22 protein-coding genes are annotated in these 21,629 nt (G+C 69.3%); 11 read left to right on the top strand and 11 right to left on the bottom strand.

Annotated features, from left to right (window positions below; all coding sequences use genetic code 11):
• Nucleotides 1–84 precede the first annotated feature (84 nt).
• From ASD78_RS15620 to ASD78_RS15610, 3 genes are all read right to left on the bottom strand, one after another.
• Nucleotides 85–399, bottom strand: a complete 315-nt coding sequence (locus ASD78_RS15620; protein WP_055901378.1) for a metalloregulator ArsR/SmtB family transcription factor — start codon at nt 397–399, stop codon at nt 85–87.
• 236 nt (nt 400–635) lie between these two features.
• On the bottom strand, nt 636–1,079 hold the full coding sequence (locus ASD78_RS15615) for a hypothetical protein (RefSeq protein ID WP_082559579.1): 444 nt from the start codon (nt 1,077–1,079) through the stop codon (nt 636–638).
• Between the two features lie 321 nt (nt 1,080–1,400).
• Entirely contained in the window at nt 1,401–2,420 is a 1,020-nt protein-coding gene (locus tag ASD78_RS15610; protein ID WP_056103073.1) for a fatty acid desaturase, read from the bottom strand.
• A 128-nt stretch (nt 2,421–2,548) separates the two neighbouring features.
• On the opposite strand from ASD78_RS15610, the gene ASD78_RS15605 reads away from it, so the two are divergent.
• Nucleotides 2,549–2,812: a GIY-YIG nuclease family protein gene (locus ASD78_RS15605; RefSeq protein ID WP_055901386.1), complete on the top strand. Its 264-nt coding sequence runs from the start codon at nt 2,549–2,551 to the stop codon at nt 2,810–2,812.
• A 397-nt stretch (nt 2,813–3,209) separates the two neighbouring features.
• Here the strand turns inward: ASD78_RS15605 and ASD78_RS15600 are convergent, their stop codons facing one another.
• Nucleotides 3,210–4,202: a zinc-dependent alcohol dehydrogenase family protein gene (locus ASD78_RS15600; protein ID WP_056103071.1), complete on the bottom strand. Its 993-nt coding sequence runs from the start codon at nt 4,200–4,202 to the stop codon at nt 3,210–3,212.
• Nucleotides 4,203–4,331: 129 nt separating this feature from the next.
• On the opposite strand from ASD78_RS15600, the gene ASD78_RS15595 reads away from it, so the two are divergent.
• Together ASD78_RS15595 and ASD78_RS15590 are read left to right on the top strand one after the other, a co-directional pair.
• The gene (locus ASD78_RS15595; RefSeq protein WP_056103068.1) at nt 4,332–4,553 is read left to right on the top strand and encodes an RNA-binding S4 domain-containing protein; all 222 of its coding nucleotides are present in this window, start codon (nt 4,332–4,334) and stop codon (nt 4,551–4,553) included.
• Nucleotides 4,554–4,645: 92 nt separating this feature from the next.
• Nucleotides 4,646–5,566 carry a CPBP family intramembrane glutamic endopeptidase gene (locus ASD78_RS15590; RefSeq protein ID WP_056103065.1) on the top strand — a complete coding sequence of 307 codons (921 nt, stop codon included), beginning with the start codon at nt 4,646–4,648 and terminating at the stop codon, nt 5,564–5,566.
• 61 nt (nt 5,567–5,627) lie between these two features.
• On the opposite strand, the gene ASD78_RS15585 is transcribed toward ASD78_RS15590, so the two are convergent.
• Nucleotides 5,628–6,608: a hypothetical protein gene (locus tag ASD78_RS15585; protein WP_056103063.1), complete on the bottom strand. Its 981-nt coding sequence runs from the start codon at nt 6,606–6,608 to the stop codon at nt 5,628–5,630.
• Between the two features lie 359 nt (nt 6,609–6,967).
• On the opposite strand from ASD78_RS15585, the gene ASD78_RS15580 reads away from it, so the two are divergent.
• Complete coding sequence (locus ASD78_RS15580; protein ID WP_056103060.1) at nt 6,968–7,948, top strand: CsgG/HfaB family protein; 981 nt, start codon at nt 6,968–6,970, stop codon at nt 7,946–7,948.
• 100 nt (nt 7,949–8,048) lie between these two features.
• On the opposite strand, the gene ASD78_RS15575 is transcribed toward ASD78_RS15580, so the two are convergent.
• A complete protein-coding gene (locus ASD78_RS15575) occupies nt 8,049–9,209 on the bottom strand; it encodes an AAA family ATPase (RefSeq protein WP_056103057.1) in 1,161 nt (386 codons plus the stop codon).
• Nucleotides 9,210–9,383: 174 nt separating this feature from the next.
• Here ASD78_RS15575 and ASD78_RS15570 point away from each other — a divergent pair, with 174 nt between their 5' ends.
• Both ASD78_RS15570 and ASD78_RS15565 read left to right on the top strand, forming a co-directional pair.
• On the top strand, nt 9,384–9,743 hold the full coding sequence (locus ASD78_RS15570) for a DUF1428 domain-containing protein (protein WP_056103054.1): 360 nt from the start codon (nt 9,384–9,386) through the stop codon (nt 9,741–9,743).
• 116 nt (nt 9,744–9,859) lie between these two features.
• Nucleotides 9,860–11,335, top strand: a complete 1,476-nt coding sequence (locus tag ASD78_RS15565; protein ID WP_056103051.1) for a hypothetical protein — start codon at nt 9,860–9,862, stop codon at nt 11,333–11,335.
• An 81-nt stretch (nt 11,336–11,416) separates the two neighbouring features.
• Here the strand turns inward: ASD78_RS15565 and ASD78_RS15560 are convergent, their stop codons facing one another.
• Nucleotides 11,417–12,862: an MATE family efflux transporter gene (locus tag ASD78_RS15560; RefSeq protein ID WP_082575665.1), complete on the bottom strand. Its 1,446-nt coding sequence runs from the start codon at nt 12,860–12,862 to the stop codon at nt 11,417–11,419.
• A gap of 413 nt (nt 12,863–13,275) precedes the next feature.
• On the opposite strand from ASD78_RS15560, the gene ASD78_RS15555 reads away from it, so the two are divergent.
• The gene (locus tag ASD78_RS15555; RefSeq protein ID WP_055901411.1) at nt 13,276–13,719 is read left to right on the top strand and encodes an SRPBCC family protein; all 444 of its coding nucleotides are present in this window, start codon (nt 13,276–13,278) and stop codon (nt 13,717–13,719) included.
• Nucleotides 13,720–13,827: 108 nt separating this feature from the next.
• On the opposite strand, the gene hutU is transcribed toward ASD78_RS15555, so the two are convergent.
• Nucleotides 13,828–15,498 carry a urocanate hydratase gene (hutU, locus tag ASD78_RS15550; RefSeq protein ID WP_055901414.1) on the bottom strand — a complete coding sequence of 557 codons (1,671 nt, stop codon included), beginning with the start codon at nt 15,496–15,498 and terminating at the stop codon, nt 13,828–13,830.
• A 144-nt stretch (nt 15,499–15,642) separates the two neighbouring features.
• Here hutU and ASD78_RS15545 point away from each other — a divergent pair, with 144 nt between their 5' ends.
• Nucleotides 15,643–16,227 (top strand): TetR/AcrR family transcriptional regulator, encoded by a 585-nt coding sequence (locus ASD78_RS15545; protein WP_056103048.1) that lies wholly within the window; start codon nt 15,643–15,645, stop codon nt 16,225–16,227.
• A gap of 99 nt (nt 16,228–16,326) precedes the next feature.
• Here the strand turns inward: ASD78_RS15545 and ASD78_RS15540 are convergent, their stop codons facing one another.
• Both ASD78_RS15540 and ASD78_RS15535 read right to left on the bottom strand, forming a co-directional pair.
• Nucleotides 16,327–16,662 (bottom strand): hypothetical protein, encoded by a 336-nt coding sequence (locus ASD78_RS15540; RefSeq protein WP_156087812.1) that lies wholly within the window; start codon nt 16,660–16,662, stop codon nt 16,327–16,329.
• Between the two features lie 113 nt (nt 16,663–16,775).
• Nucleotides 16,776–17,360, bottom strand: coding sequence for a DUF4440 domain-containing protein (locus tag ASD78_RS15535; RefSeq protein WP_235566517.1), 585 nt, complete (start codon nt 17,358–17,360; stop codon nt 16,776–16,778).
• Between the two features lie 127 nt (nt 17,361–17,487).
• On the opposite strand from ASD78_RS15535, the gene ASD78_RS15530 reads away from it, so the two are divergent.
• Nucleotides 17,488–18,732: an ectonucleotide pyrophosphatase/phosphodiesterase gene (locus ASD78_RS15530; RefSeq protein WP_056103042.1), complete on the top strand. Its 1,245-nt coding sequence runs from the start codon at nt 17,488–17,490 to the stop codon at nt 18,730–18,732.
• On the opposite strand, the gene ASD78_RS15525 is transcribed toward ASD78_RS15530, so the two are convergent.
• Complete coding sequence (locus tag ASD78_RS15525) at nt 18,729–19,133, bottom strand: protease inhibitor I42 family protein (protein WP_055901430.1); 405 nt, start codon at nt 19,131–19,133, stop codon at nt 18,729–18,731. The two genes, ASD78_RS15530 and ASD78_RS15525, sit on opposite strands and share 4 nt — an antisense overlap.
• A 127-nt stretch (nt 19,134–19,260) precedes the next feature.
• Here ASD78_RS15525 and ASD78_RS15520 point away from each other — a divergent pair, with 127 nt between their 5' ends.
• Both ASD78_RS15520 and ASD78_RS15515 read left to right on the top strand, forming a co-directional pair.
• Entirely contained in the window at nt 19,261–20,856 is a 1,596-nt protein-coding gene (locus ASD78_RS15520; protein WP_156087811.1) for a DNA-3-methyladenine glycosylase 2, read from the top strand.
• A 58-nt stretch (nt 20,857–20,914) separates the two neighbouring features.
• Nucleotides 20,915–21,445, top strand: a complete 531-nt coding sequence (locus ASD78_RS15515) for a methylated-DNA--[protein]-cysteine S-methyltransferase (RefSeq protein ID WP_055901433.1) — start codon at nt 20,915–20,917, stop codon at nt 21,443–21,445.
• The last annotated feature ends 184 nt before the right edge of the window (nt 21,446–21,629 follow it).

Raw genomic sequence — 21,629 nt, 5'->3', positions numbered from 1 at the left:
CGCGCGAAGGCGCGGCAGGCACTCAGAGTTGGATCGAAGGCAATACGCGCCGATGCGATCGCGGCGCTTTCCCCCGCGGCCGGCTCAACCGGCCGCTTTTTTCGCGCGCCGGCTTTCGCGCTTGAGCGGACCGCCGACCGGGCAGATCTCGAACGCGAACTGGGTCAGGGTGTTGACCAGGTTGTCGGGCACCAGCTTGTAGACCACGAACTGCCCGCGCCGCTCGCTGTCGATCAGGCCGGCGTTGACCAGCACCGACAAATGGCGGGAGACCGCGGGTGCGCTCATGTTGAAACGCGCGGCGATGTCGCCGGCCGGCAGTTCCTGCTCGGACAGATAGGCCAGAATCTGCCGCCGCGGCGTGGACGCCAGCGCTTCGAAGATCTTGTCCTGTTTCATAACTGAGCGCTCATGGCTGGGCTTACGTGATCGGAACGACGACGGCCCGCGAGGGCCAGGGTGCAGGTATCGCGCCGCGCGAGAACATCATAGCCCTCCGCGTCGCGCCGGTATGAGCGCGGGCGAAACCGGCCGCGCGCGGCGACCGGAATCCGTAGGCAGGCGAGCCGCGGGGGGGGTTGCATGAACCCGTCGCGGCCCGGCGCTGCGGCGTCTTGCGGCGTCGCAAGGCGGCCTCAGCGCAGATGCGCCGGCAGCGGCGGCGGCGCGCCGTGGCCGGCCGCGGCGGCGATTTCCTGCTCGTAGCGCAGGTCCTTCATCCAGCCCGAGACCACCCGGCCGTAGCGCGAGATCATCATCATGTTGAAGAAGTGCATGGCGCCGAGCATCAGCACCGAGACGCCGATCTTGCTGCCGATATGGGCGATCGGGTTGCTGATCAGGGCGTCGGCGCTCCAGCCGTCCAGGCGGACCGCGATGAAGCCGACGTTGATGAGGTAGAAGCCGACCACGAGCAGGTGATTGGTCGATTTGGCCAGGATTTCGTTCTGGCCGAAGCACATCACCAGGAACACCTCGCCGTTGCGCGACAGGGTCCGGGCCACCCAGATGGTCATGGCGATGGAGATGGCCAGGTAGGCCAACAGGCTGAGCTGGGTCAGCAGTTGTTCGTTGATCATGGTCGTCCGCCTCTATGGTTTAGTCATTTGCTTATTTAACTAAAATGCTAAATCAATGCCGGACGAAGTCAAGCGCCGTTCGTCGGGCGACGCGGGGCAGGATGAGGATGGGAGGGTCGAACGCCGGCGTTAGGGGCAGGCGAGGCCGCGGCTGGGCGGACCAGGGATCGCAGCGTGAGTAGGCCGCCGGGAGCGGCCATGGCGCTAAGTCGGGGATGTACAGGGCCTCTAGGCCCAGGCGGCGGCGCTACACCACCGCTCGCCAAGCCGGGCAGGACGATGCAAACCGCAACGCCCTGCCCCGCATTGCTGCGGCGCGGATCAGGCGCGCGCGCGCTTCGGAAAACCGACCATGCGCTTGAGGTCTTCGTCCCACAGCTTCAGTCGCGCGCACTTGAGGCTGGACCACAGGGTCAGCTTGGGCGCGGCCTGCAGCAGCGGGCTGGACTCGTAAGCCTCGCGCAGACGGTAGTTCGGGATGCGGCTGGCGAGATGGTGGATGTGGTGGTAACCGATGTTGCCGGTGAACCAATGCATCACCCGCGGCAGGTCGTAGAACGAGCTGCCGGCGATCGCGGCCTCATGCGAGTTCCAATCGTCCTTGCGCGTCCAGTAAGCGTCTTCGAAGGTGTGCTGGACGTAGAACAGCCACACGCCCATCGCGCCGGCCAGCAGCACGATCGGCAGATGCACCATCAGCACGGTGTGCCAGCCGATCGTAAAGCCCATCGCGACGAAGGCGACGATCAGCATGAGGTTATTGAGCAGCACGCTCGCCCATTCCTTCTTCCAGGTGAAGGGCAGGTCGAACGGGAAGCGGTGCTTGAGCACGAACTGGTACATCGGGCCGATGCCCAGCAGTACCGGCGTGCTGCGGTAGAAACGGTAGCTCATGCGGCCGAGCCAGGAACGCGCGCGGTACTCGGCGACGGTCAGGGTCTCGATGTCGCCCATCTCGCGGCGGTCGAGGTTGCCCGAGGTGCCGTGGTGGACGGCGTGGGTCTTCTTCCAGTAGCCGTAAGGGAACAGGGTCACCAGGCCCAGGCAGCGGCCGACGATGTCGTTGGCGCGGCTGCTGGCGAAGAACGAACCGTGTCCGCAATCGTGCTGGATGATGAAGATGCGCACGTACAGGCCTGCCGCGGGCAGCGACAGCAGCAGCGTCCAGCCGTAGCCCCACTGCGCGACCACGCTCCAGGCCATCAAGGTCCAGATCGCGGCGAAAGGAATCAGGGTGTTGATCAGTTGCCAGACCGCTCGTCCCAGGTGCGGCTTGGCGAAGCGCGCGCACAGCTGGCGCAGGTTGGGTACGGAAGCTTGCGTATCGTCTGCGGCGCTCAAGCGGGATTCTCCAGATGAAGCCCCATTGTCGGCGTCGGCTGATGTCCTAGCAATGACGTTCGCTGGCGTATGGTTGTGATCGTCATTCAGATTCGCAGCGCCGGCGCCATCGCCGCTACCCTATCGGCATGGCCGCCTGGCACGTCTACCTGATCGAATGCCGCGACGGCAGCCTCTACACCGGGGTCGCGGTCGATGTGGCGCGCCGTTACGCCCAGCACACGGCCGGCAAAGGCGCCCGCTACACCCGCTCGCATCCGCCGCTGCGGCTCCTGGTCAGCTTCGAATACCCGGACCGATCGGCGGCCTTGCGCGCGGAATATGCGATCAAGCGGCTCAGTCCGGAGCGGAAATGGGCCTTGGGGGCGGGGGCTCGGCCGCCGTCGGGCTGAACCGAAGGCTGAGCGGGAGCAAAACCTCGACTCGGGCGGACCCTTGGGTCAGCCAGGGAAAGGGGCCTGCAGGCGCAGCGGGCGGAAGCCTTCGGGCTTGAGTAACGAAACCATCGCAGAAGCGGCGGAATTCGCGATCGCGGCTTACGCCGCTCCCACAGAAAGCAGAAGATAGAGGCGGAGCGAAACCGCCGCCGGCACGCGGAGTTCGCTATCGCGGCTCACGCCGCTCCCACAGAACGCAGAGGCCAGAAGGCTGAGGCGGAGCGAAACCTCCGCTGGGCGGGCGGAGTTCGCGGTCGCGGCTTACGCCGCTCCTACCCCATGGCTAAGCGGAGGAGATCCGGCGGCCGAGAGAGGCCGGCGGCGATGCGCTTGGCCCCAGCCGAGGTTGCCTCTAGGCGCCGGCGTTCGGGATCAGCACGATCTTCCCGGCTCGCTCGCCGGCAGCGGCGGCCGCGACCGCTTGCTTGATCTGATCGATCCCGTACGTCGCCTGCACCCGCGCATGCAACTTGCCCTGCGCGATCAAGCCGGCCAGCTCGCCGAACAAGGCCGCCCGTTGCTCCGACGGCGCGTTGCGGTACCAGCGCGCCAGCCAGAACCCGCGCAGGGCCACATCGCGGAACACCAGCGACGCCGGCGACATGGCGCAGGGCTCGCCGCTCATGGCGCCGTAATTGACCACCACTCCGCCTTCGCCCAGGCATTGCGCCAGACGCTCGGTCGCCAGACCGCCGACCGCGTCCACGCCGAGCCGGATCTTCGCGCCGCTGGTCGCCTCGCGCACGCGCTTGGCCAGATCGTCGCCGTCGACCAGCACCGCGTCGGCGCCGAGCGCGAGCACGTCCTCGCGCGCCGACTCGCGGCGCACCACGTTGAGCGTCTTCAGTCCGCGCAAGGCGGCCAGTTGCACCAGATAGCCGCCGACCGCGGAATTGGCCGCGTTCTGGATCACCCACTCGCCCGGCTCCAGGTCGACGAATTCCGACAGCAGCAGGCGCGCGGTCGGCGGATTGACCGTGATCATCGACAGCTGCACCGGATCGGCGTCGTCGGGCAAGGGCGTCAACGAGCGCGCGTCGGCCACCACGTGCGTGGCCCAGGTCCCGCCGCCGATCGGCAGCAGCACGGTACGGCCGAGCGCGGGCGTGGACACGCCGTCGGCCAGGGCCAGCACGCGTCCCACGCCTTCGTTGCCGCCGACCGCCGGCAAGGGTGGCAGGATGCCGTACTGACCGGTCAGGGTCAGCAGGTCGGAGGGGTTGATGGGCGCCGCCAGCACCTCCACCAGCGCCTGGCCCGGTCCCAATGCGGGCACCTCGCACGCCACCGTTTCGATCACGTCCTGCGGCACCGGGCCGCGCGTCGCATACCTGGCCTGCTTCATGTCCGCACCCATCGTGGTCGCCCGCGCTCGGGCAAGAACGCCCACGTTACTCCGCCCGCTGCGAATCTGCGGCTTGCGCGTCGGCGTCGGCACTGCGACCCTGCGCATCGTTCTCCACGCGCCGGTGCCATGTCCCCGATCGAATTCGAACTCGACCGCGATCACGTCGAACTCAACCAGTTGCTGAAACTGGTCGGCCTGGCCCACAGCGGCGGCACCGGCAAGGCCATCGTCGCCAGCGGCGCGGTCACGGTCGACGGTCAGGTCGAGCTGCGCAAGACCTGCAAGATCCACGCCGGCCAGGTGGTGCGTCTGCAAGGGGTCGAAATCCGGGTAATCGCGGCACGCTGAGGTGCGCAGAGGCCCCACGGCGGGCGCCCCTGACATTGGTTGGGCGACGAACGGCAGCGGACCGGCCAACCGCGTTCGCGCACCATGCGCCGATGCAGCCCTCGCCCGCCGCCGCCCGCCGTCATGCCGCGATCGCCCTCGCGGTCGCCGCCTCCGCCTACCTGGGCTCGCTCTACGTCCTGCAGCGACTGCCTGGCGCAAGCCTGGCCGATCCCTTGTTCCTGCTCGGCGTGATCGGGCTGGCGTTCCCCGCATTGGCTTGGGCGTTGACCCGCAAGCCGCGGCATCCGCCGCGTGCGCAGGGCCGCTCGCGCCTGCCGGGCGTGCTGATCTATCTAGCGGTGTTCTCGCTGCTGATCCTGGGCTGGGGCTTCAGCGCGCTCAACGAGGCCGTGCCCGAGGACCCGGCGCAGTCGCTCGCCAAGCTCGCCTTGAAGCTGCTGACGATGGTGCTGCTGCCGGCCTGGCTGTTCCTGCGCCTGCGCGAGCGCGATCCGGCGCCGTTCGGTGCGCGCCGACTGTGGCTGGTGTTCATGCCGATGTCGCTGGCCTACCTGGCGATGCAGGCGGTGTTCGGACGCGGCCTGATGTCCTTGTCGCAACTCGCCCCGGCCGCGATCACCCTGCTGTGGGCGATCCCGCTGTGCTGGGTCTGGCAGACGCTGGAAGCGGGCCTGTGCGAGGAGTTCCTGTTCCGCCGTGTGCTGCAGGAACAGCTCGCGCTCGCCACCGGCTCGCAGGTCGCGGCGGTCGCCTGGGCCTCGCTGCTGTTCGGCCTGGCGCACGCGCCGGGCCTGTACCTGCGTGGCGCCAGCCTGCTCGAAGGCGTGGCCGAACCCACGCCGGGCTGGGCCGTCGCCTATTCGATCGCGATGATCGCGCCCGCCGGCGTCGCCTTCGGCGTGCTGTGGGCGCGCACCCGCTCGCTGTGGCTGATCGTGCCGCTGCACGGCATGGTCGATCTGATCCCGCAACTGGCGCCCTTCATCCGCGAGTGGACCGGCGCGGCCTGAGGCGCACCGTGCCTGCACGTGCCGTGTTTGAAGCGCGCCGTGCCGGCGTGCCGCGCCCGCGTCAGGCGATCGGCAGCTCCTCGTCGGCGCGACACAGGGCGTCATGCAGTTGCCGGACTTCCTCTGCCTGGGGATCGACCGCGCCCGCGTCGCCGAGGCTGGCGACGTAGCGGCAGGACGCGTGGCCCAGCGCTGCGGCCGCGTAATCGGCCAGCCACTGCCGGCGTTCCGGCAGCTCGGCCTGTTCCGGCGACCACACCGCGACGGTCGGTTTGATCTTGCGCTTCATGCCGATACGCCACGGCTTCGGACTCACGCGTGCGCGGAAGCAGTTCTGCACCGCGCACATGGTCGCGTAGAGCCCGTCGGCGCCCAGCGCGCGGAAGCTGTCGACGACCTCGGGCTCGCGCGGCGCGAAGCGTCGGTGCATCGCCAGCAGCCGGAAGCCGGCCGGGGTGCGGTAGACGCGCAGGTGCCAGTCCGGCCGCTGCGCCGCGAAATCATCGATACGCTCGCGGGCGCGCCGTTCCGGCCCGCCGTTGGCGGCGTGCGCGCGTTTGCGCAGCCGGCCGACCACGAACAAGGCCACAATCAAGCCGACGAAGAACCCACCGATGCCCAACCCTATCGAGCGCTGCCACAGGCCCAGGGCCACCGCGGCGATCAGCACCAGGACCACGGCGATGCTGGACAGTCCGTCGCTGACCGGCTCGTCGAAGTCGACGTCGACGAACAGCACGTCCGGGGTGTTCAGGCATAGCGCGCCGTAGCTGTTGCGGGTGATCACCGCTTCGCCGTGGCGGTCGACGATCTCCTCGCGGATCGGCAGGCCCTGGCTGCCGCCGTAGCCGACTTTGCGTTCGAGGCGCGGCAGCTTTTCGCCGGCGACGACGCGATCGAAGGCGTCGCGCACGCGCGCCTGCGCATGCGCCTGGGCTTCGGCCAGGCTCACGTCCGACCAACCGAATCGGCGCACCGTGATCTGGCGCCGGTGCGTGCGCTGTTGCAGGCGCGCCTCGGCCCAATAGGCTGGAACGATCATCCGCGAGCACCCTCCCCTTGAGTGGATCGCGATTCTAGCCGCAGGTCCGGCGCCACGGTCGGCCCGCTCGTGGCCGCGCATGCCGATGGCGAGATGCCGATGGGCAGTCCCGGCCGCCCCGTCCCGGACCGACGCGAATGCGGCCGGACGCGTCCTGAATCGGACACAAGTCACGTTATCATTGGCGTGCGAGTCGCCAGGGCGCCGGTCCGCCGTCGCCGCGCTCGCTTGGGGACCGACCGTCCGGCCGATGGCTATGCCGCCGTCGCGCCTGCGGCCGGACGGAAACGAACGGACTCCATCGGTGCCGGCATCGCGATGCCGGCTTTTTCGTTAGTCGTTGAAGGAATAACCGCACAATGAAGACCGCACACAGGGGAATTTCGCCCGGCAGCGCCACGCTGCTGGCCTGCGCGCTGGGCCTGGGCCTGTCGCTGACCGCCACGCCCGCCTCGGCGCAGCGCAAGAGCGCGCAGGAACAACGCGCCGAGCAGACCGCGCAGATTCCGACCTGCACCAAGAGCCTGGGCACGATCTCGGTCATCGAGCCCGAAGATTCGGTCAACTGGTGGAGCGGCCAGCAGCTGCCCGCACCCAGCAAGCTGATCAAGGTGTTCGTCAGCAAGTCGCGCTGCTTCACCCTGGTCGATCGCGGCGCCGGCATGGACATGGCCATGCGCGAACGCGAACTGGCCTCCAGCGGCCAGCTGCGCGGCCGTTCCAACGTCGGCAAGGGCCAGATCAAGGCCGCCGACTACGTGCTGGTACCGGACCTGATCGCGCAGAACAACGACGCTGGCGGCAACGCCATCGGCGGCCTGCTCGGTGGCCTGATCGGCGGCAAAGCCGGCGCGGTCGCCGGCAATCTCAATTTCCGCAAGAAGACCGCGGACGTGGTGCTGACCCTGACCGACGTACGCTCGTCCGAGCAGGTCGCCATGGCCGAAGGCCACGCCAAGAAGACCGACATCGGCTTCGGCGCCAGCGGCGCGCTGTGGGGCAGCAGCGGCCTGGGCGGCGCCGGCGTGTCCGGCTACGCCAACACCGAACTCGGCCAGGTCATCACCCTGGCTTATCTGCAGGCCTACACCGACCTGGTCGGCGAACTCGGCGGCGTGTCCGGCAACGCTTCGGCGTCCAACGCCCAGCAGGCCGTCACCGTGGTCAAGCCCGGCCGCCTGTACACCGACGCCAGCGGCAAGGGCAAGGTGGTGCGCTCGCTCGACGTCGGCATGATGCTTTACCCCACCGGCAACAAGCAGGGCACGATGTGGGAAGTCGAGGACGAGATGGGCAACAAGGGCTGGGTGTCTTCGCTCGCGCTCGAACTGTCCAAGTAAGTCCGTCGCCATCGCGATCGAGCAGGGGCCGCCGCGAGGCGGCCTTTTGCTTTGCGGGACGGGGCATCGCCTGGTCCGGCCCGGTGCGCGCGGGCCCGCCTCAACGCTCCGGCCAATGCCAGGCGGGCACGTCGAGCAGGCCCTGCCCGACCAGCACGCTGCGGCTCATCGACTTCTCCAGCCGCAGCGTGTTGCAGTCGGGCTCCTGTTCCAGCGCCGAGATCAGCCGCGATGCGTGCGAGACCACCCAGACCTGGGTACGGCGCGCCGCATGCGCGATCAGCCGTGCCAGGGCCGGCAGCAGGTCGGGATGCAGGCTGGTCTCGGGCTCGTTGAGCACCATCAGCGGCGGCGGCCGCGGCGTATGCAGGGCCGCGATCCACAGCAGGTAGCGCAGGGTGCCGTCGGACAGCTCGGCCGCCGACAGCGGCCGCAGCAGACCGTGCTGGTTGAACTGCAGGCTGAAACGGCCGTCCTGCGCGATTACGTCCACGCGTGCGCCCGGGAATGCGTCGGTCACCGCGGCCTCCAGCGCCCGCGGATCGCCGATCTCCACGATGGTCTGCCAGGCCGCGGCGAGGTCGCGGCCGTCGTGGCTGAGCACCGGCGTGCGCGTGCCCAGCTGCGGCAGGCGCGCAGGCGATTCGCCGTCGGCGCGGAAGTGATCGTAGAAGCGCCAGCCACGGATGGTCTCGCGCAGGCTCAGCACCTCCGGCGCGCCGACCGGATCGGCGATCTGCCCGTACAGGCTTTCGTAGGCATTGAGATGTTCGGCCACCACGCGCCAGCCGCGGCCGTCGCGCACGCGCGCCATCGCCCCGCGGCGATCGACCAGCAGATTCGACGAGCGCAGGAACGGGCCGCTCCAGATGGCCTCGCGCTTGATCTCCGGATCGAGCGCGAATGCCGACTTCGACGGCACCGGCAGGCCGAGGTCGATCGCGTAGCCGAATTCGTCGCCGGCGAAGCCCAGGCGCAAGGCCACCGCATTCTGGCGCGGCCCGCCTTCCACCGGCACCTCGCCGCGCTGCATGCCCGCCGAATGCTGCTCCGGCCCTGCCCACAGCGTGGAACGCAGCCCGCCTTCGCGCGCCAGCGCCGGCACCACCCCGCCCTGCGCGGTTTCGGCGAGCAAGCGCAGTGCCCGGTACAGATTCGACTTGCCGCTGCCGTTGGCGCCGGTCACCAGGTTCAAACGCCCCATCGGCACGACCAACTTGTGCAGGGAACGGTAATGGGCGATCGCGAGCGTCGTCAGCACGGGCGTATGGGTATCGAAACGAAGCGGGCCTGCGCATTGGAGCCGGCGCTTATCGCAGATACTGCGACGGTCGGCAGTCGCGGCCCTGTTTCATCCGGTCTTAAACCGTGCGATGGCATGTTTCGCGTGCCAGCCCGTCGCGGCTGCGCACCTTCCCGCAGACACGGAGGATGTATGAGCTACGTCGATGGTTTCGTCCTGGCGGTCCCGCGCAAGAATCTCACTGCCTACAAGCGCCTGGCCCGCAAGTCCGGCAAGGTCTGGCGCGAGCACGGCGCCCTGGCCTACGTCGAATGCGTCGCCGACGACGTCAAGCCCGGCAAGGTCACCTCGTTCCCGCAGGCGGTGAAGCTCAAGGCCGACGAAGTCGTGGTGTTTTCCTGGATCGTGTACAAATCGCGCGCGCAGCGCGACCGCATCCTGGAAAAGGTCATGAAAGACCCGCGCCTGGCCGACAGCATGGACCCGAAGAAGCTGCCCTTCGACGGCATGCGCATGTTCTGGGGCGGCTTCAAGCCCATCCTCGAACTGTGATCGGCGGATATGCGCCGGCTGCGCCGCATCCGGCGCGGCCGGTTGCCGCGCACCTTTACCGCCCGCCGCGGGACTGAAACAATCGAGCGCAATCGCAACGCCGTCGGGGAAAACGGATGCGCTCTACCAGCCGCCTGCTGCTCGCGCTGTTGCTGACGCCAGGGCTGTCCGCCTGCCAACCCGCAGCCCCCGAAGCCGCCCACGACGATACCGGCCGCATCGCGTTCGCCGACGCCGCCGCGACCCGGGTCGGCAGCGAACGCGCGCCGCTGCCGGCGCGCTACGCCGCCGCCCTGCCCGAAACCGTCGCCGATCTGGAGCACTGGTGGGACGACCGCGAGCGCTTCCCGCCGCCGTCGCATGCGATCGACGGCGTCGTCAGCGGCGATGCCGGTTGGATCGGCCGCCTGCGCCGCAGCGCCGAACGCGTACCCGCCGGCGAAACGCAGCGCTGGGCGGCGATCTGGCAGGCCAGGCTGGAGTATCGCGAGGTGCGGCCGGCGTTCTGCGCTTCGACGCGCGCGATCGCCGCCGAACCCGACTCGACCCTGCGCCGCGCGCTGATGCCCGCGTTCGCCAAGCACTGCGCCGGCCCGGAAGACGCCGCGGCGGTGTTGCGCAACGACACGCCGGACGCGGCCGTGCTCGACTACTACAGCCAGGACCGATCGAACGGCGGCCCACGCCCGGCGTTCGCGCCACGGCTCGCGCGCGCCGCGCGCAACGTCTTCCACGGCGACGACGAGCAGGCCGCGCGGCGCGCGGCCTTCGTGCTGGCCGAACTGCACCAGCCCGAAGCCAATGCCACGCTGCTGACTCTGCACGGCGAGATCCGCGACCAGGAGCGCGCTGACCAGATCGCGATGGCCTTCCTCCGCTCCGACAGCGGCTCCGGCCGCGTGCAGGCGCAATTGGCCTGCACGCGTCGAGCGCAGGACCCGATGTGCGAAGAACTGCGCAAGCCCCAGCCAGCGGCGGCCGCGCAATCGCAGCAGGGCCCCGACCGGGCGCCCCCGGCGAAAGTCCGCGCGCGCATCGAACAACTGCAGAACCTGGGCTTCGCGCGCGTGGGCGACATCGACCCGAGCAAGCTGGAAAGCGCGGATGCGGTCGCGGTGCTGCAGGCCGCCGGCTACGCGCATTGGTTCGATGTCGAAACCGGGGAATTCCCCAACCAGCACGACAGCCTGCTGCGCGAACTGGCCGAGCTGGTGCGGCCTGCGCTGGACGGCGTCGTGTTCGAGGAAGTCGCGCCGAAAGACGACGATGGCCCGTACCAGCTGTTCGCCTACGCCGACGGCATGCGCTACCGCACCCAGGCCGAGAACCATGGCGACTGGTACGACGTCGACGCCGTGCTGCGCCTGCTCGATACGCTGTTGCAGGCGCGCAAGTCCTCCGACCGCTATCTCGCCCTCGACACCGGCGACCAGAGCCTGGTCGTGGTCGGCGGCCCGCGCGCCGCGATCGACGCGGCGTTGCGGCAGAAGCTGCTGAAGCCGGGCGACCCTGCCGAGGCCGAGCGGGCCGGCAAGGCGTTCGAGAGCGAAGTATTGGACAAGCTGCGCGCGCAGGGCGAAGCCGCGAAGTAGATCCAAAAGTAGATCCAAAAAGAAACGGCTCGCCAGCGCGAGCCGTTTCCGTATTCGAGGTGGCGGTAGGCCGGCGCTGCGTCAGACCTGCACCGTCTTCCAGCGCCCGCGGCTGAACAGCCACAGCGTGAACAGGCCCACCGAGGTCTCCGACACGAACACGGCCCAGAACACGCCCGATTGCTGCCAGTTCAGCGAGATCGCCAGGTAGTACGACAGCGGGATCTGGATCAGCCAGAAGAACACCACGTTGATCTTGGTCGGCGTCATCGTGTCGCCGGCGCCGTTGAAGGCCTGCACGGTGACCATCCACCAGCCGTAGACGAAGAACGAGTACGACAGGATCCGCAGCCATTCCGCGCCGATCGCGACGACCTTCGCGTCTTCGGTGAAGAAGCCGACCAGCTGGCTCGGGAACAGGAAGAACAGCACCGACACGATCACCAGGTAGGCCATGTTGTACCAGCCGATACGCCACACCGAGGCTTCCGCGCGCTCGGGCTGCTCGGCGCCCAGGTTCTGGCCGACCAAGGTCGCCGCCGCGTTGGACATGCCCCAGGCCGGCATCATCGTGAACATCATGAGCCGGATCGCGATGGTGGCGCCGGCCACCGCCTCGCTGCCGACGCTGGCCAGGATGCGCATCAGGAAGATCCACGAGGTCATCGCCACGATCATCTGGCCAATGCCGCCCAGCGAGGTGCGCACGATGTGCCAGAGCACCGCGCCCTGCCAGGCCAGATGCGCAGCCGTCACCCGGATGTGCTTGCCGCCGTGGAACAGCACCCACAACTGGAACAGCACACCGATCCCGCGGCCGATATTGGTGGCGATGGCGGCGCCCTCGATGCCCAGGGCCGGCACCGGTCCCAGGCCGAAGATCAGCAAGGGGCACAGCAGGATGTTCAAACCGTTCGACAGCCACAGCACGCGCATCGCGATGGCCGCGTCGCCGGCGCCGCGGAAGATCGCATTGATCACGAACAGCAGCACGATCACCGCGTTTCCGCCCAGCATCCATTGGGTGTAGCGATAGCCGTGCTCGATGCTCCAGGCGTCGGCGCCCATCAACCGCAACAGGTCCTGCGCATAGACGATGCCGACCAGCGCGGGGACCACCGACACCAGCAGCGCGACCAGGATCGCCTGCACCGCAGCCACCGCGGCCTGCTCGCGCTTGCCCTCGCCGATCCGGCGGGCCACCACGGCGGTCACCGCCATCGCCAGGCCCATCGCCACGGCGTACAGCAGGAACAGATAGCTTTCGGTCAGCCCCACGGTCGCCACCGCGGACGGTCCGAGCTTGGCGACGAAGAAGATGTCGACGACCGCGAAGGTGGACTCCAGCACCAGCTCCAGCACCATCGGCACCGCCAGCAGGAACACCGCGCGGCGCATCGGGATCTTGGTGTAGTCGGCGTTGGTGCCGCGCACGGCTTCGCGGATCTCGCTCCACAGCGAGCCGGTGGGGACGTGCGGGGCGACGGCCGTGTCGCCGTCCGGGGTGGTTTGCGGTTGATTGCTCATCAGGACCTATCCGTGTGCTCAGGGACGGGGGTACGGCGGCGGCCGTCGTACCGATTCCTGGGTACGACGAACCAAGGGGGCCGAAATCGACAACCGGGCCGCCGCCCCTCATCGGATCGCGCCGGGCCCGGCCGACGCGTCCGAGCACCCTGCCATGAGCCCGTCTCAGCAGCTGGGACGCCACTGCGTCCGACTGCGGCCCGGCACTACCCAGGCGCCTGGGCCGTTGCGTCGACAGCGACGACGATGCTTCGAATTCTCGACAGTCCGCTTACGATCTCGCGCCCCGGTGATCCGCAGCGCAACCTGAACGATCGCACTACGCTCCACCGCTGCGGCGAACTGCCTGTCTATTCGGGACCCGCCCGTTCGTCGGACACAATGAGGACTACGCCTCGCACAGGAAAACTCCCATGACCGGCACCGTACGTTTGCACCGCGTTTTCACCGCCCCGCCCGAGCGCGTGTACCGCGCGTTCCTCGATGGAGCCGCGCTTTCCAAATGGCTGCCGCCGGACGGTTTCACCTGCACCGTGCACGAGCTGGACGCGCGGGTCGGCGGCAAGTACCGGATGAGCTTCGCCAATTTCTCGACCGGCAACGGCCACAGTTTCGGCGGCACCTACCTGGAGCTGGTGCCGGGCGAACGCATCGTCCACGACGACCGCTTCGATTCCCCCGACCTGCCCGGCACCATGCTCACCACGATCAGCCTGCGCACCGTGTCCTGCGGCACCGAGCTGCAGGTGGTCCAGGAAGGCATTCCCGACGTGATCCCGGTCGAGCAGTGTTACCTCGGTTGGCAGGAATCGCTGACCCTGCTGGAACGGCTGGTCGAGCCGACCATCCCCGAGTGAGCGCGGCGCAACATTGCGAGTTCTGAAACGAACAACGGCCCGGGAGACCGGGCCGTCGTTCGGCTGCGCGCGGCGCAAGCCGCGAAGCTGTCGCTGCCCGTCGCGGGCTCAGAGCATCGGCAGCTTCAGCCCCTGCTCCTTCGCGCAGGCCTGGGCGATCTCGTAACCCGCGTCGGCATGACGCATCACACCGGTGCCCGGGTCGTTCCAGAGCACGCGCGCGATGCGCTTGTCGGCCTCCTCGCTGCCGTCGCAGACGATGACCACGCCGGAGTGCTGCGAATAGCCCATGCCGACGCCGCCGCCGTGGTGCAGCGACACCCAGGTCGCGCCGCCGGCGACGTTGAGCATGGCGTTGAGCAGCGGCCAGTCGCTGACCGCGTCGCTGCCGTCCTTCATCGCTTCGGTCTCGCGGTTGGGCGAGGCGACGCTGCCGCTGTCCAGGTGATCGCGGCCGATCACTACCGGCGCTTTCAGCTCGCCGTTGCGGACCATTTCGTTGAAGGCCAGGCCGAGCTTGTGGCGCAGGCCCAGGCCGACCCAGCAGATGCGCGCCGGCAGGCCCTGGAAGCTGATGCGCTCGCGCGCCATGTCCAGCCAGCGGTGCAGATGGGCGTCGTCGGCGATGATTTCCTTGACCTTGGCGTCGGTCTTGTAGATGTCCTCGGGGTCGCCGCTGAGCGCGACCCAGCGGAACGGACCGACGCCGCGGCAGAACAGCGGCCGCACGTAGGCCGGCACGAAACCCGGGAAGTCGAACGCGTTGGCGCAGCCTTCGTCCAGAGCCATCTGGCGGATGTTGTTGCCGTAGTCGAAGGTCGGGATGCCCTGCCGCTGGAACGCGAGCATGGCCTCGACGTGCACGCGCATCGAGCGCTTGGCCGCGTCGCGCACGCCTTCGGGATCGCTCTTCTGTGCGGCCAGCCACTGCTCGACGGTCCAGCCGATCGGCAGGTAGCCGTGGACCGGATCGTGGGCGCTGGTCTGGTCGGTGACCGCGTCCGGGCGCACGCCGCGGCGCACGAGTTCGGGCAGCACTTCGGCGGCGTTGCCGAGCAGCGCGATCGAACGCGCCTCGCCGGCGGCTGTGTACTTGGCGATGCGCGCGAGCGCGTCGTCCAGGTCGCTGGCCTGCTCGTCGACGTAGCGCGTGCGCAGGCGCATGTCGATGCTGCTCTGCTTGCATTCGATGTTGAGCGAACAGGCGCCGGCCAGCGACGCGGCCAGCGGCTGCGCGCCGCCCATGCCGCCCAGGCCGGCGGTCAGGATCCACTTGCCCTTGAGGTCGCCGCCGTAATGCTGGCGGCCCATCTCGACGAAGGTCTCGTAGGTGCCCTGGACGATGCCCTGCGAGCCGATGTAGATCCAGCTGCCCGCGGTCATCTGGCCGTACATCATCAGGCCCTTCTTATCGAGCTCGTTGAAGTGCTCCCAGGTCGCCCAATGCGGGACCAGGTTGGAGTTGGCCAGCAGCACGCGCGGCGCGTCGGCATGGGTCGGGAACACGCCGACCGGCTTGCCCGACTGGATCAGCAGGGTCTCGTTGTCTTCGAGCTCGCGCAGCGATTTCAGGATCGCGTCGAACGAGGGCCAGTCGCGCGCGGCGCGGCCGATGCCGCCGTAGACCACCAGTTCGGCCGGATTCTCGGCCACTTCCGGATCCAGGTTGTTCTGGATCATGCGGTAGGCCGCCTCGCTCAACCACGACTTGCAGGTCTTCTCGCCGCCGCGCGGAGCGCGGATGACGCGGGTGGGGTCGTTGCGGCTGGCTGCGGACATGGCGGTTTCCGGCGTTCGAGGGTGAACGAAATTATCGCGCCGCGTTCTCGGCAGCCGCCAGCGCGCGCAAGCCGTCGGCGACGATTGTGCGGGTCTTTTCACCAGGAATTGCCGCGCCGTGGGCAAAATGTATACGCTGTATACATGAGCGCGCCCGCCGCCACCGCCGACCGGATCCTGCGCGCCGCCCGCGTCCTGTTCGAACGCGACGGCGCCGACGCGGTCAGCATGCGCCGCGTCGCCGAGGCGGTCGGAATCACGCCGATGGCGATCTACCGGCATTTCCCCAATCGCGACGCTCTGCTCAAGCGCATCAGCGACGACAGTTTCCAGGAGATCGCCCACCACTGGAGCGCGCGCAACGAAGGCGGCGACGTGATCGCACGGCTCAAGGCGATCCAGCGCATCTATCTGGACTACGCGCTCGCCCACCCGCATCTGTTCGATCACGCCTTCTCGGCCCGGCGCGAAGACGCGCGGCGTTATCCGGAAGACTTCCACGCCCGGCGCTCGCCGACCTTGAACGTGGTCGCCGACGTGGTGAGCGAGGCGCAGCAAGCCGGCCTGCTGCGCCAGGACGATGCCTGGGACGTGGCGATGACCTTGTGGGCGCACACCCACGGGCTGATCGCGCTCTACCGCGCCGGCCGCTTCAGCTACGACGAGCGCCGCTTCCGCGATTTCTACGAAGCCTCGCTGGGCAGGCTGCTGGACGGACTGCGGAGCTAAGCGCGGCGATATCCGCGACCGGCGCGATCCGCGCGGCGCGGATACGAAAACGCCCGGCTGCAGAAGCCGGGCGTTCCGGTTACGGCGAGTACCGCCGCCTCAGTGGATCGACGGGTCCAGCTGACGCAGCGCTTCGGCGATATCGGTCTGGCCGGTGCGGTCGATATCGTCGCGGGTGTAGACGCGGCCGTTGGCGGCGACGCAGCGCTTGCGGCCCTTGCCGTCGGTGGCGGAACGGTCGCGGATGTGCGTGCCGGTCTGGCGCAGGCAGTTGCGGTCGATGTCGGTCTTGGACTGGGTATCGGCCTGGACCTGAGTCTGGGTGGCGCCATCGGTGCGTGCCGATGCGTCGGCCTGTGCCGAGACCGAGGTCTGCTGCGCCGAGGCCGCGAAAGCGCAGGCCGCGAGCAGGCTGGCGAGCAATACACGTTTCATGGAAGCACCTCGGAATCGCGTTGGGGAATTCGGCGGGCCAAGGCCGCCGCAAGCCCACCATACGCCTCCAGGCACATTCGGCGCGTGCCGCCCCCCCCGCGTTTAGGCGTTCGTCAGCCTCGCGGGCAGGCCGTGCGGCGGGCGTCGCGGAACGCCATCGCCTCGGCCGAAGTCACCGGCCTGCCTTCGATGCCGTCGTCGAACAACACCCGCCAGACACCGTCGGCATCGCGGTGCCAGACCGAGTGGAAGGCCCCGATCGAGAAGCGCTGCTTGGCGTCGGGTGCGAGGTCCTCGAACAGGGACGGTCCGCTGGACCAGGCCACGTCCTTGGCGCCGCCGATGGTCACGCGCGTCGGGTACCACTCCAGCCGCACCGCCTTGCCGTCGACGATGCCGGCCCAGCGCTGGGCGATGGCATCGCGGCCGCGGGTCGGGGCCGCGCGGCTGGCCCCGAACGCGGCCCCGGCCTGCAGATGCGATGCGAATGCGGCCGCATCGTGGTCGGCCACCGACTTGGCGAAGCTGAGTTCGCGCGCCCAGACCTCGCATTCCCCGGCGCTGAGCACAGGCCCGGGGTTCGGCGGCGGCGGCGGGTTTTCCATCACCACCGGCGCGGACCCGGCCTGGGCCCACACCGGCAACCCCACGGCCGCAGACAAAGCCACGGCGACGCAACGGACGGCGATACGACGCATGGCGACTCTCCGGGCAAAGGGCCAGGCCACTATCGGCACAGAACCGGTACGCCGCCAGCGACAGAAGTCATAGCGGCGACCGCGCTGCCGACGCCTGGCCGCAATCTGCGCCCGTTATCATGCCTGCATGCGTTCCTATCTTTCGGCGGCCGCGACCGCCCTGCTCGCCCTTGCCCTGACCGCCTGCGCCACCCGAGCCCCGCAAGCCGCGGAGCCCGTGCCGGTGCTGCTGATCTCGATCGACGGCTTCCGCAACGACTATTTCGAGCGCGGCATCACGCCCAACCTGGAGCGCATCGCCCACGACGGCGTGCGCGCGGCGTGGATGAATCCCTCGTATCCCTCGCTGACGTTCCCGAACCACTACAGCATCGTCACCGGCCTGCGTCCGGACCACCACGGCATCGTCCACAACAGCATGTGGGAAGACGGGCTGGGCGATTTCCGCGTCGCCGACCGCAAGGCAGTCGGCGATACGCGCTGGTGGGGCGGCGAGCCGATCTGGGTCGGCGCCGAAAAGGCCGGCCTGCGCAGCGCGACCTTGTTCTGGCCCGGCAGCGAGGCGCCGGTGCAGGGCGTGCGGCCGACGCGCTGGCATCCGTTCGACGAAAAGGTCTCGGCCGACGCGCGCGTCGACGAAGTGCTGGCCTGGCTGGGCGAACCTGCGGCGACGCGGCCGCGCGTGATCACCCTGTACTTCGACGCCCTGGACAAGGCCGGCCACGAATACGGCCCGGACTCCGCGCAGGCGCGCGAGTCCACCCGTACCATCGACGCCGCCCTGGGCCGCCTGCTCGACGGCCTGGCCGCGCGCGACCAGCTGGAACGGGTGAACCTGATCGTGGTGTCCGACCACGGCATGGCGACCGTGGCCCCGGGCCATGCGATCGCGGTCGAGGACATGGTGTCGATGGAGGAAGCGACCGTGGTCTCGATCGGACAGTCGATCGGAATCGCGCCCAAGCCGGGCTTCGAAACGGCGGTGGCGGCCAAACTGATCGGCCGTCACGAACATTACGAGTGCTGGCGCAAGGGCGAACTGCCCGCGCGCTGGCATTACGGCAGCCATCCGCGCGTACCGGCGATCGTCTGCCAGATGGACGAAGGCTGGGACGCGATCCAGCGCTCGGCCTTGGCCAAGCGCCCGAACGCGGACCGCGGTTCGCACGGCTACGACCCGGCTCTGGCATCGATGCGCGCGATCTTCCTGGCCCGCGGCCCGGCGTTCCGGCGCGGCGCGACCCTGCCCGCGTTCGACAACGTCGACGTCTATCCGCTGCTGGCGCGCCTGGTCGGCATCGCGCCGGCGCGCAACGACGGCGACATCGCGCCCTTGCTGCCGGCCCTGCGCGACGACGCCAAGGCGCCTTAACGCACTTCGATCTTCCAGGACACGCTGCGCACCGGCGCGACCTCTTTCTCCCAGGCGCGGCGGTAGTCCATGCGCAATTCGCCTTGGCCCTTGGCGACCGCGCGGTAGCGCCAGGTCTGGGTGCCGCCGCCACCGATCGCGCCGGGATTGGACAGCGCCATCGACGGTTCGCCGACGGCTTCGACCGTGCCCGCGGCGGCGGCCTGATCGAAGATCCAGCCGTAGCCCGTGCTGGGATTGGCCTCCACCGCGATCGCGACGGTATCGCCCACATGCAGGATCACCGGCGCGCCGGCATCGGCTGCGGTCAGCTTGCGTTCGGTGGATGCGGGCGGGGTGCTGGCGCAGGCGCCGGCGGCGAGCGCGAGCGTGGCGGCAATGGCGAAATGGCGACGGTTCATGCGAATCCCTCCTGGATGCGTGCGCGGAGTATGCGCCGGGGGCGTCGAAACGGCGTCGACGCGGCCCCCGAAGACCATGTCCGAATTCGGCGAGTCCGGCCCCCGCGACGGTGCTAGCCTGCATTCCATGCCGACCTTCCCCGCCCCCGTCGCCCAAGACAGCCTGCCGCACTGGCGGGTTTGCGAGCAGGCGCGCCTGAGCCGCGACCCGCGCTTCGACGGCCTGTTCTTCACCGCCGTGACCAGCACCCGGATCTATTGCCGGCCGGTCTGCCCGGCGCCCGCGGCCAAACGCGAGAACGTCCTCTATTACGGCAACGCCGCGGCCGCCGAAGCCGCCGGGTTCCGCCCCTGCCTGCGCTGCCGCCCCGAACTCTCGCCCAGCGACGGCGCCTGGCGCCGCGGCGACGCCGCGGTCGCGCGCGCGCTCAAGCTGATCGACCAGGGCCTGCTCGCCGAGCATCCGCTGTCGGCGCTGGCGCAACGCGTCGGCCTGGGCGAGCGGCAATTGCGGCGCTTGTTCGTGGAGCGCTTGGGCGCAGCGCCGATCGGCGTGCACGGCACCCGCCGCCTGCTGTTCGCCAAGCAACTGCTGACCGAAACCGCTTTGCCGATCACCGAGGTCGCGATGGCCGCCGGCTTCGGCAGCCTGCGCCGCTTCAACGCCACCTTCCTCGAAGCCTATCGCATGGCCCCGCGCGATCTGCGCCGGCGTCCGAACGAGAACGCCACCGCCGGCGACGACACCCTGACCTTGCGCCTGGGCTACCGGCCGCCGTACGACTTCGCGGCGATGCTCGACTTCCTGCGTGGCCGCGCCCTGCCCGGCGTCGAGAGCGTCGACGAGCACAGCTACGCGCGCGTGATCGGCCCGATCGAACGGCCGGGCTGGTTGCGGGTGAGCGCCTGGCCCGGCGGCGAGCATGCCTTGAAGCTGGAACTGCACGGGCCGGCGCCGTCGCGGCTGCTGGAGATCATCAACCGCCTGCGCCGCATGTTCGATCTGGACGCCGATCCGAATGCGATCGCCGACGCGCTGTCGGTGGACCCGCGCCTGCGGCCGCTGTTGAAGCGACGTCCGGGCCTGCGCCTGCCCAGCGGTTGGGACGGCTTCGAAATCGCGGTACGCGCGATCCTCGGCCAGCAGGTCAGCGTCGCCGCCGCGCGCACCCTGGCCACGCGCACCGCGCAACGCTACGGGCAGGCCCTGCCGCAGTCGTTCGCGCCGGGCCTGGAGCACCTGTTCCCGACACCCGACGCCCTGGCCGACGCCGACCTCACCGAGATCGGCCTGACTCGCGCGCGCGCCGCGACCGTACGCACGGTCGCGCGGGCCTTGCTCGACGGCAGCGTCGACAGCGGCGTCGGTTTCGGCGCCGAACGCACCCTGGACGAATTCGCCGCGCGCTGGGTCGCGCTGCCCGGCATCGGCCCGTGGACCGCGCACTACATCGCCATGCGCGCGCTCGGCCACCCCGACGCCTTCCCCGCCGACGACCTGGTGCTGCAGAAGGCGGTGCCGGAAGACGGCAGCCGCATGACCGCGAAAGCCCTGACCGCGCGCGCCGAAAGCTGGCGGCCGTGGCGCGCTTATGCGGTGATCCACCTGTGGCGCGATTCGATGAGCGCCGCCAAACCGGTCGCCACGGCCGCCGCGCCGCGCAAGCGCGGCAACGCCGCCGCGCGTGCTCGCGATGCCGAACTCAGGACCGACGTCGAATGAACCGCGAGCGCCAGCCACGGCAGGCCGCCGCGTCGTTCGCCATCGCGAGGAACCGCGCATGAGCAAGTACATCCGCCTCAAGGACGGCGCGATCACCTACCAGCGCATCGACAGCCCGGTCGGCTGCCTGCTGCTTGCCAGCGGCGACGACGGTTTGCGTCTGATCGAGTTCGAAGCGCCCTGGCACCCGGCCATGATCGACGAGCGCTGGCAGGAAGGCGACAACGGTGTGCTGCTGGAGACGCGCAAGCAGCTGGGCGAGTACTTCGCCGGCACGCGCCGCGATTTCGACCTGCCGCTGGCGCCGCACGGCACGCCGTTCCAGATGCAGTGCTGGCGCACGCTGGCACTGATCCCCTGGGGCGAAACCTGGAGCTACGGCCAGATGGCGCGGCACATGGGCCAAGCCAGCGCGATGCGCGCGGTCGGCGCCGCCAACGGCCGCAACCCGCTGCCCATCGTCCTGCCCTGCCACCGCGTGATCGGCGCCGACGGCAGCCTGACCGGCTTCGGCGGCGGCTTGCCGACCAAGCGCTTCCTGCTGGAACTCGAAGGCGCGCTGGCACCGGCCGACGACTTGTTCGCTTGAGCTGTGCTCTATTGGCTCGCGCTTCCTGTGGGAACGGCGTGAGCCGCGATCGCCATCGCGGGACGGAAGCGCAAAAACGATTTCGCCGAGGCAGTGTGCGTTTCGCCGGGAATCGCATCGCGTCGCCTGCGTGGCGGCCGATCGCGGCTCACGCCGCTCCCACAGCAAGCACGCACGCCGACGG

It is taken from the genome of Lysobacter sp. Root667, assembly GCF_001427715.1.
GTDB lineage: Bacteria > Pseudomonadota > Gammaproteobacteria > Xanthomonadales > Xanthomonadaceae > Lysobacter.
Note: the sequence above shows the minus strand (reverse complement) of the source record. Positions and strands in the feature narration are given on the sequence as shown.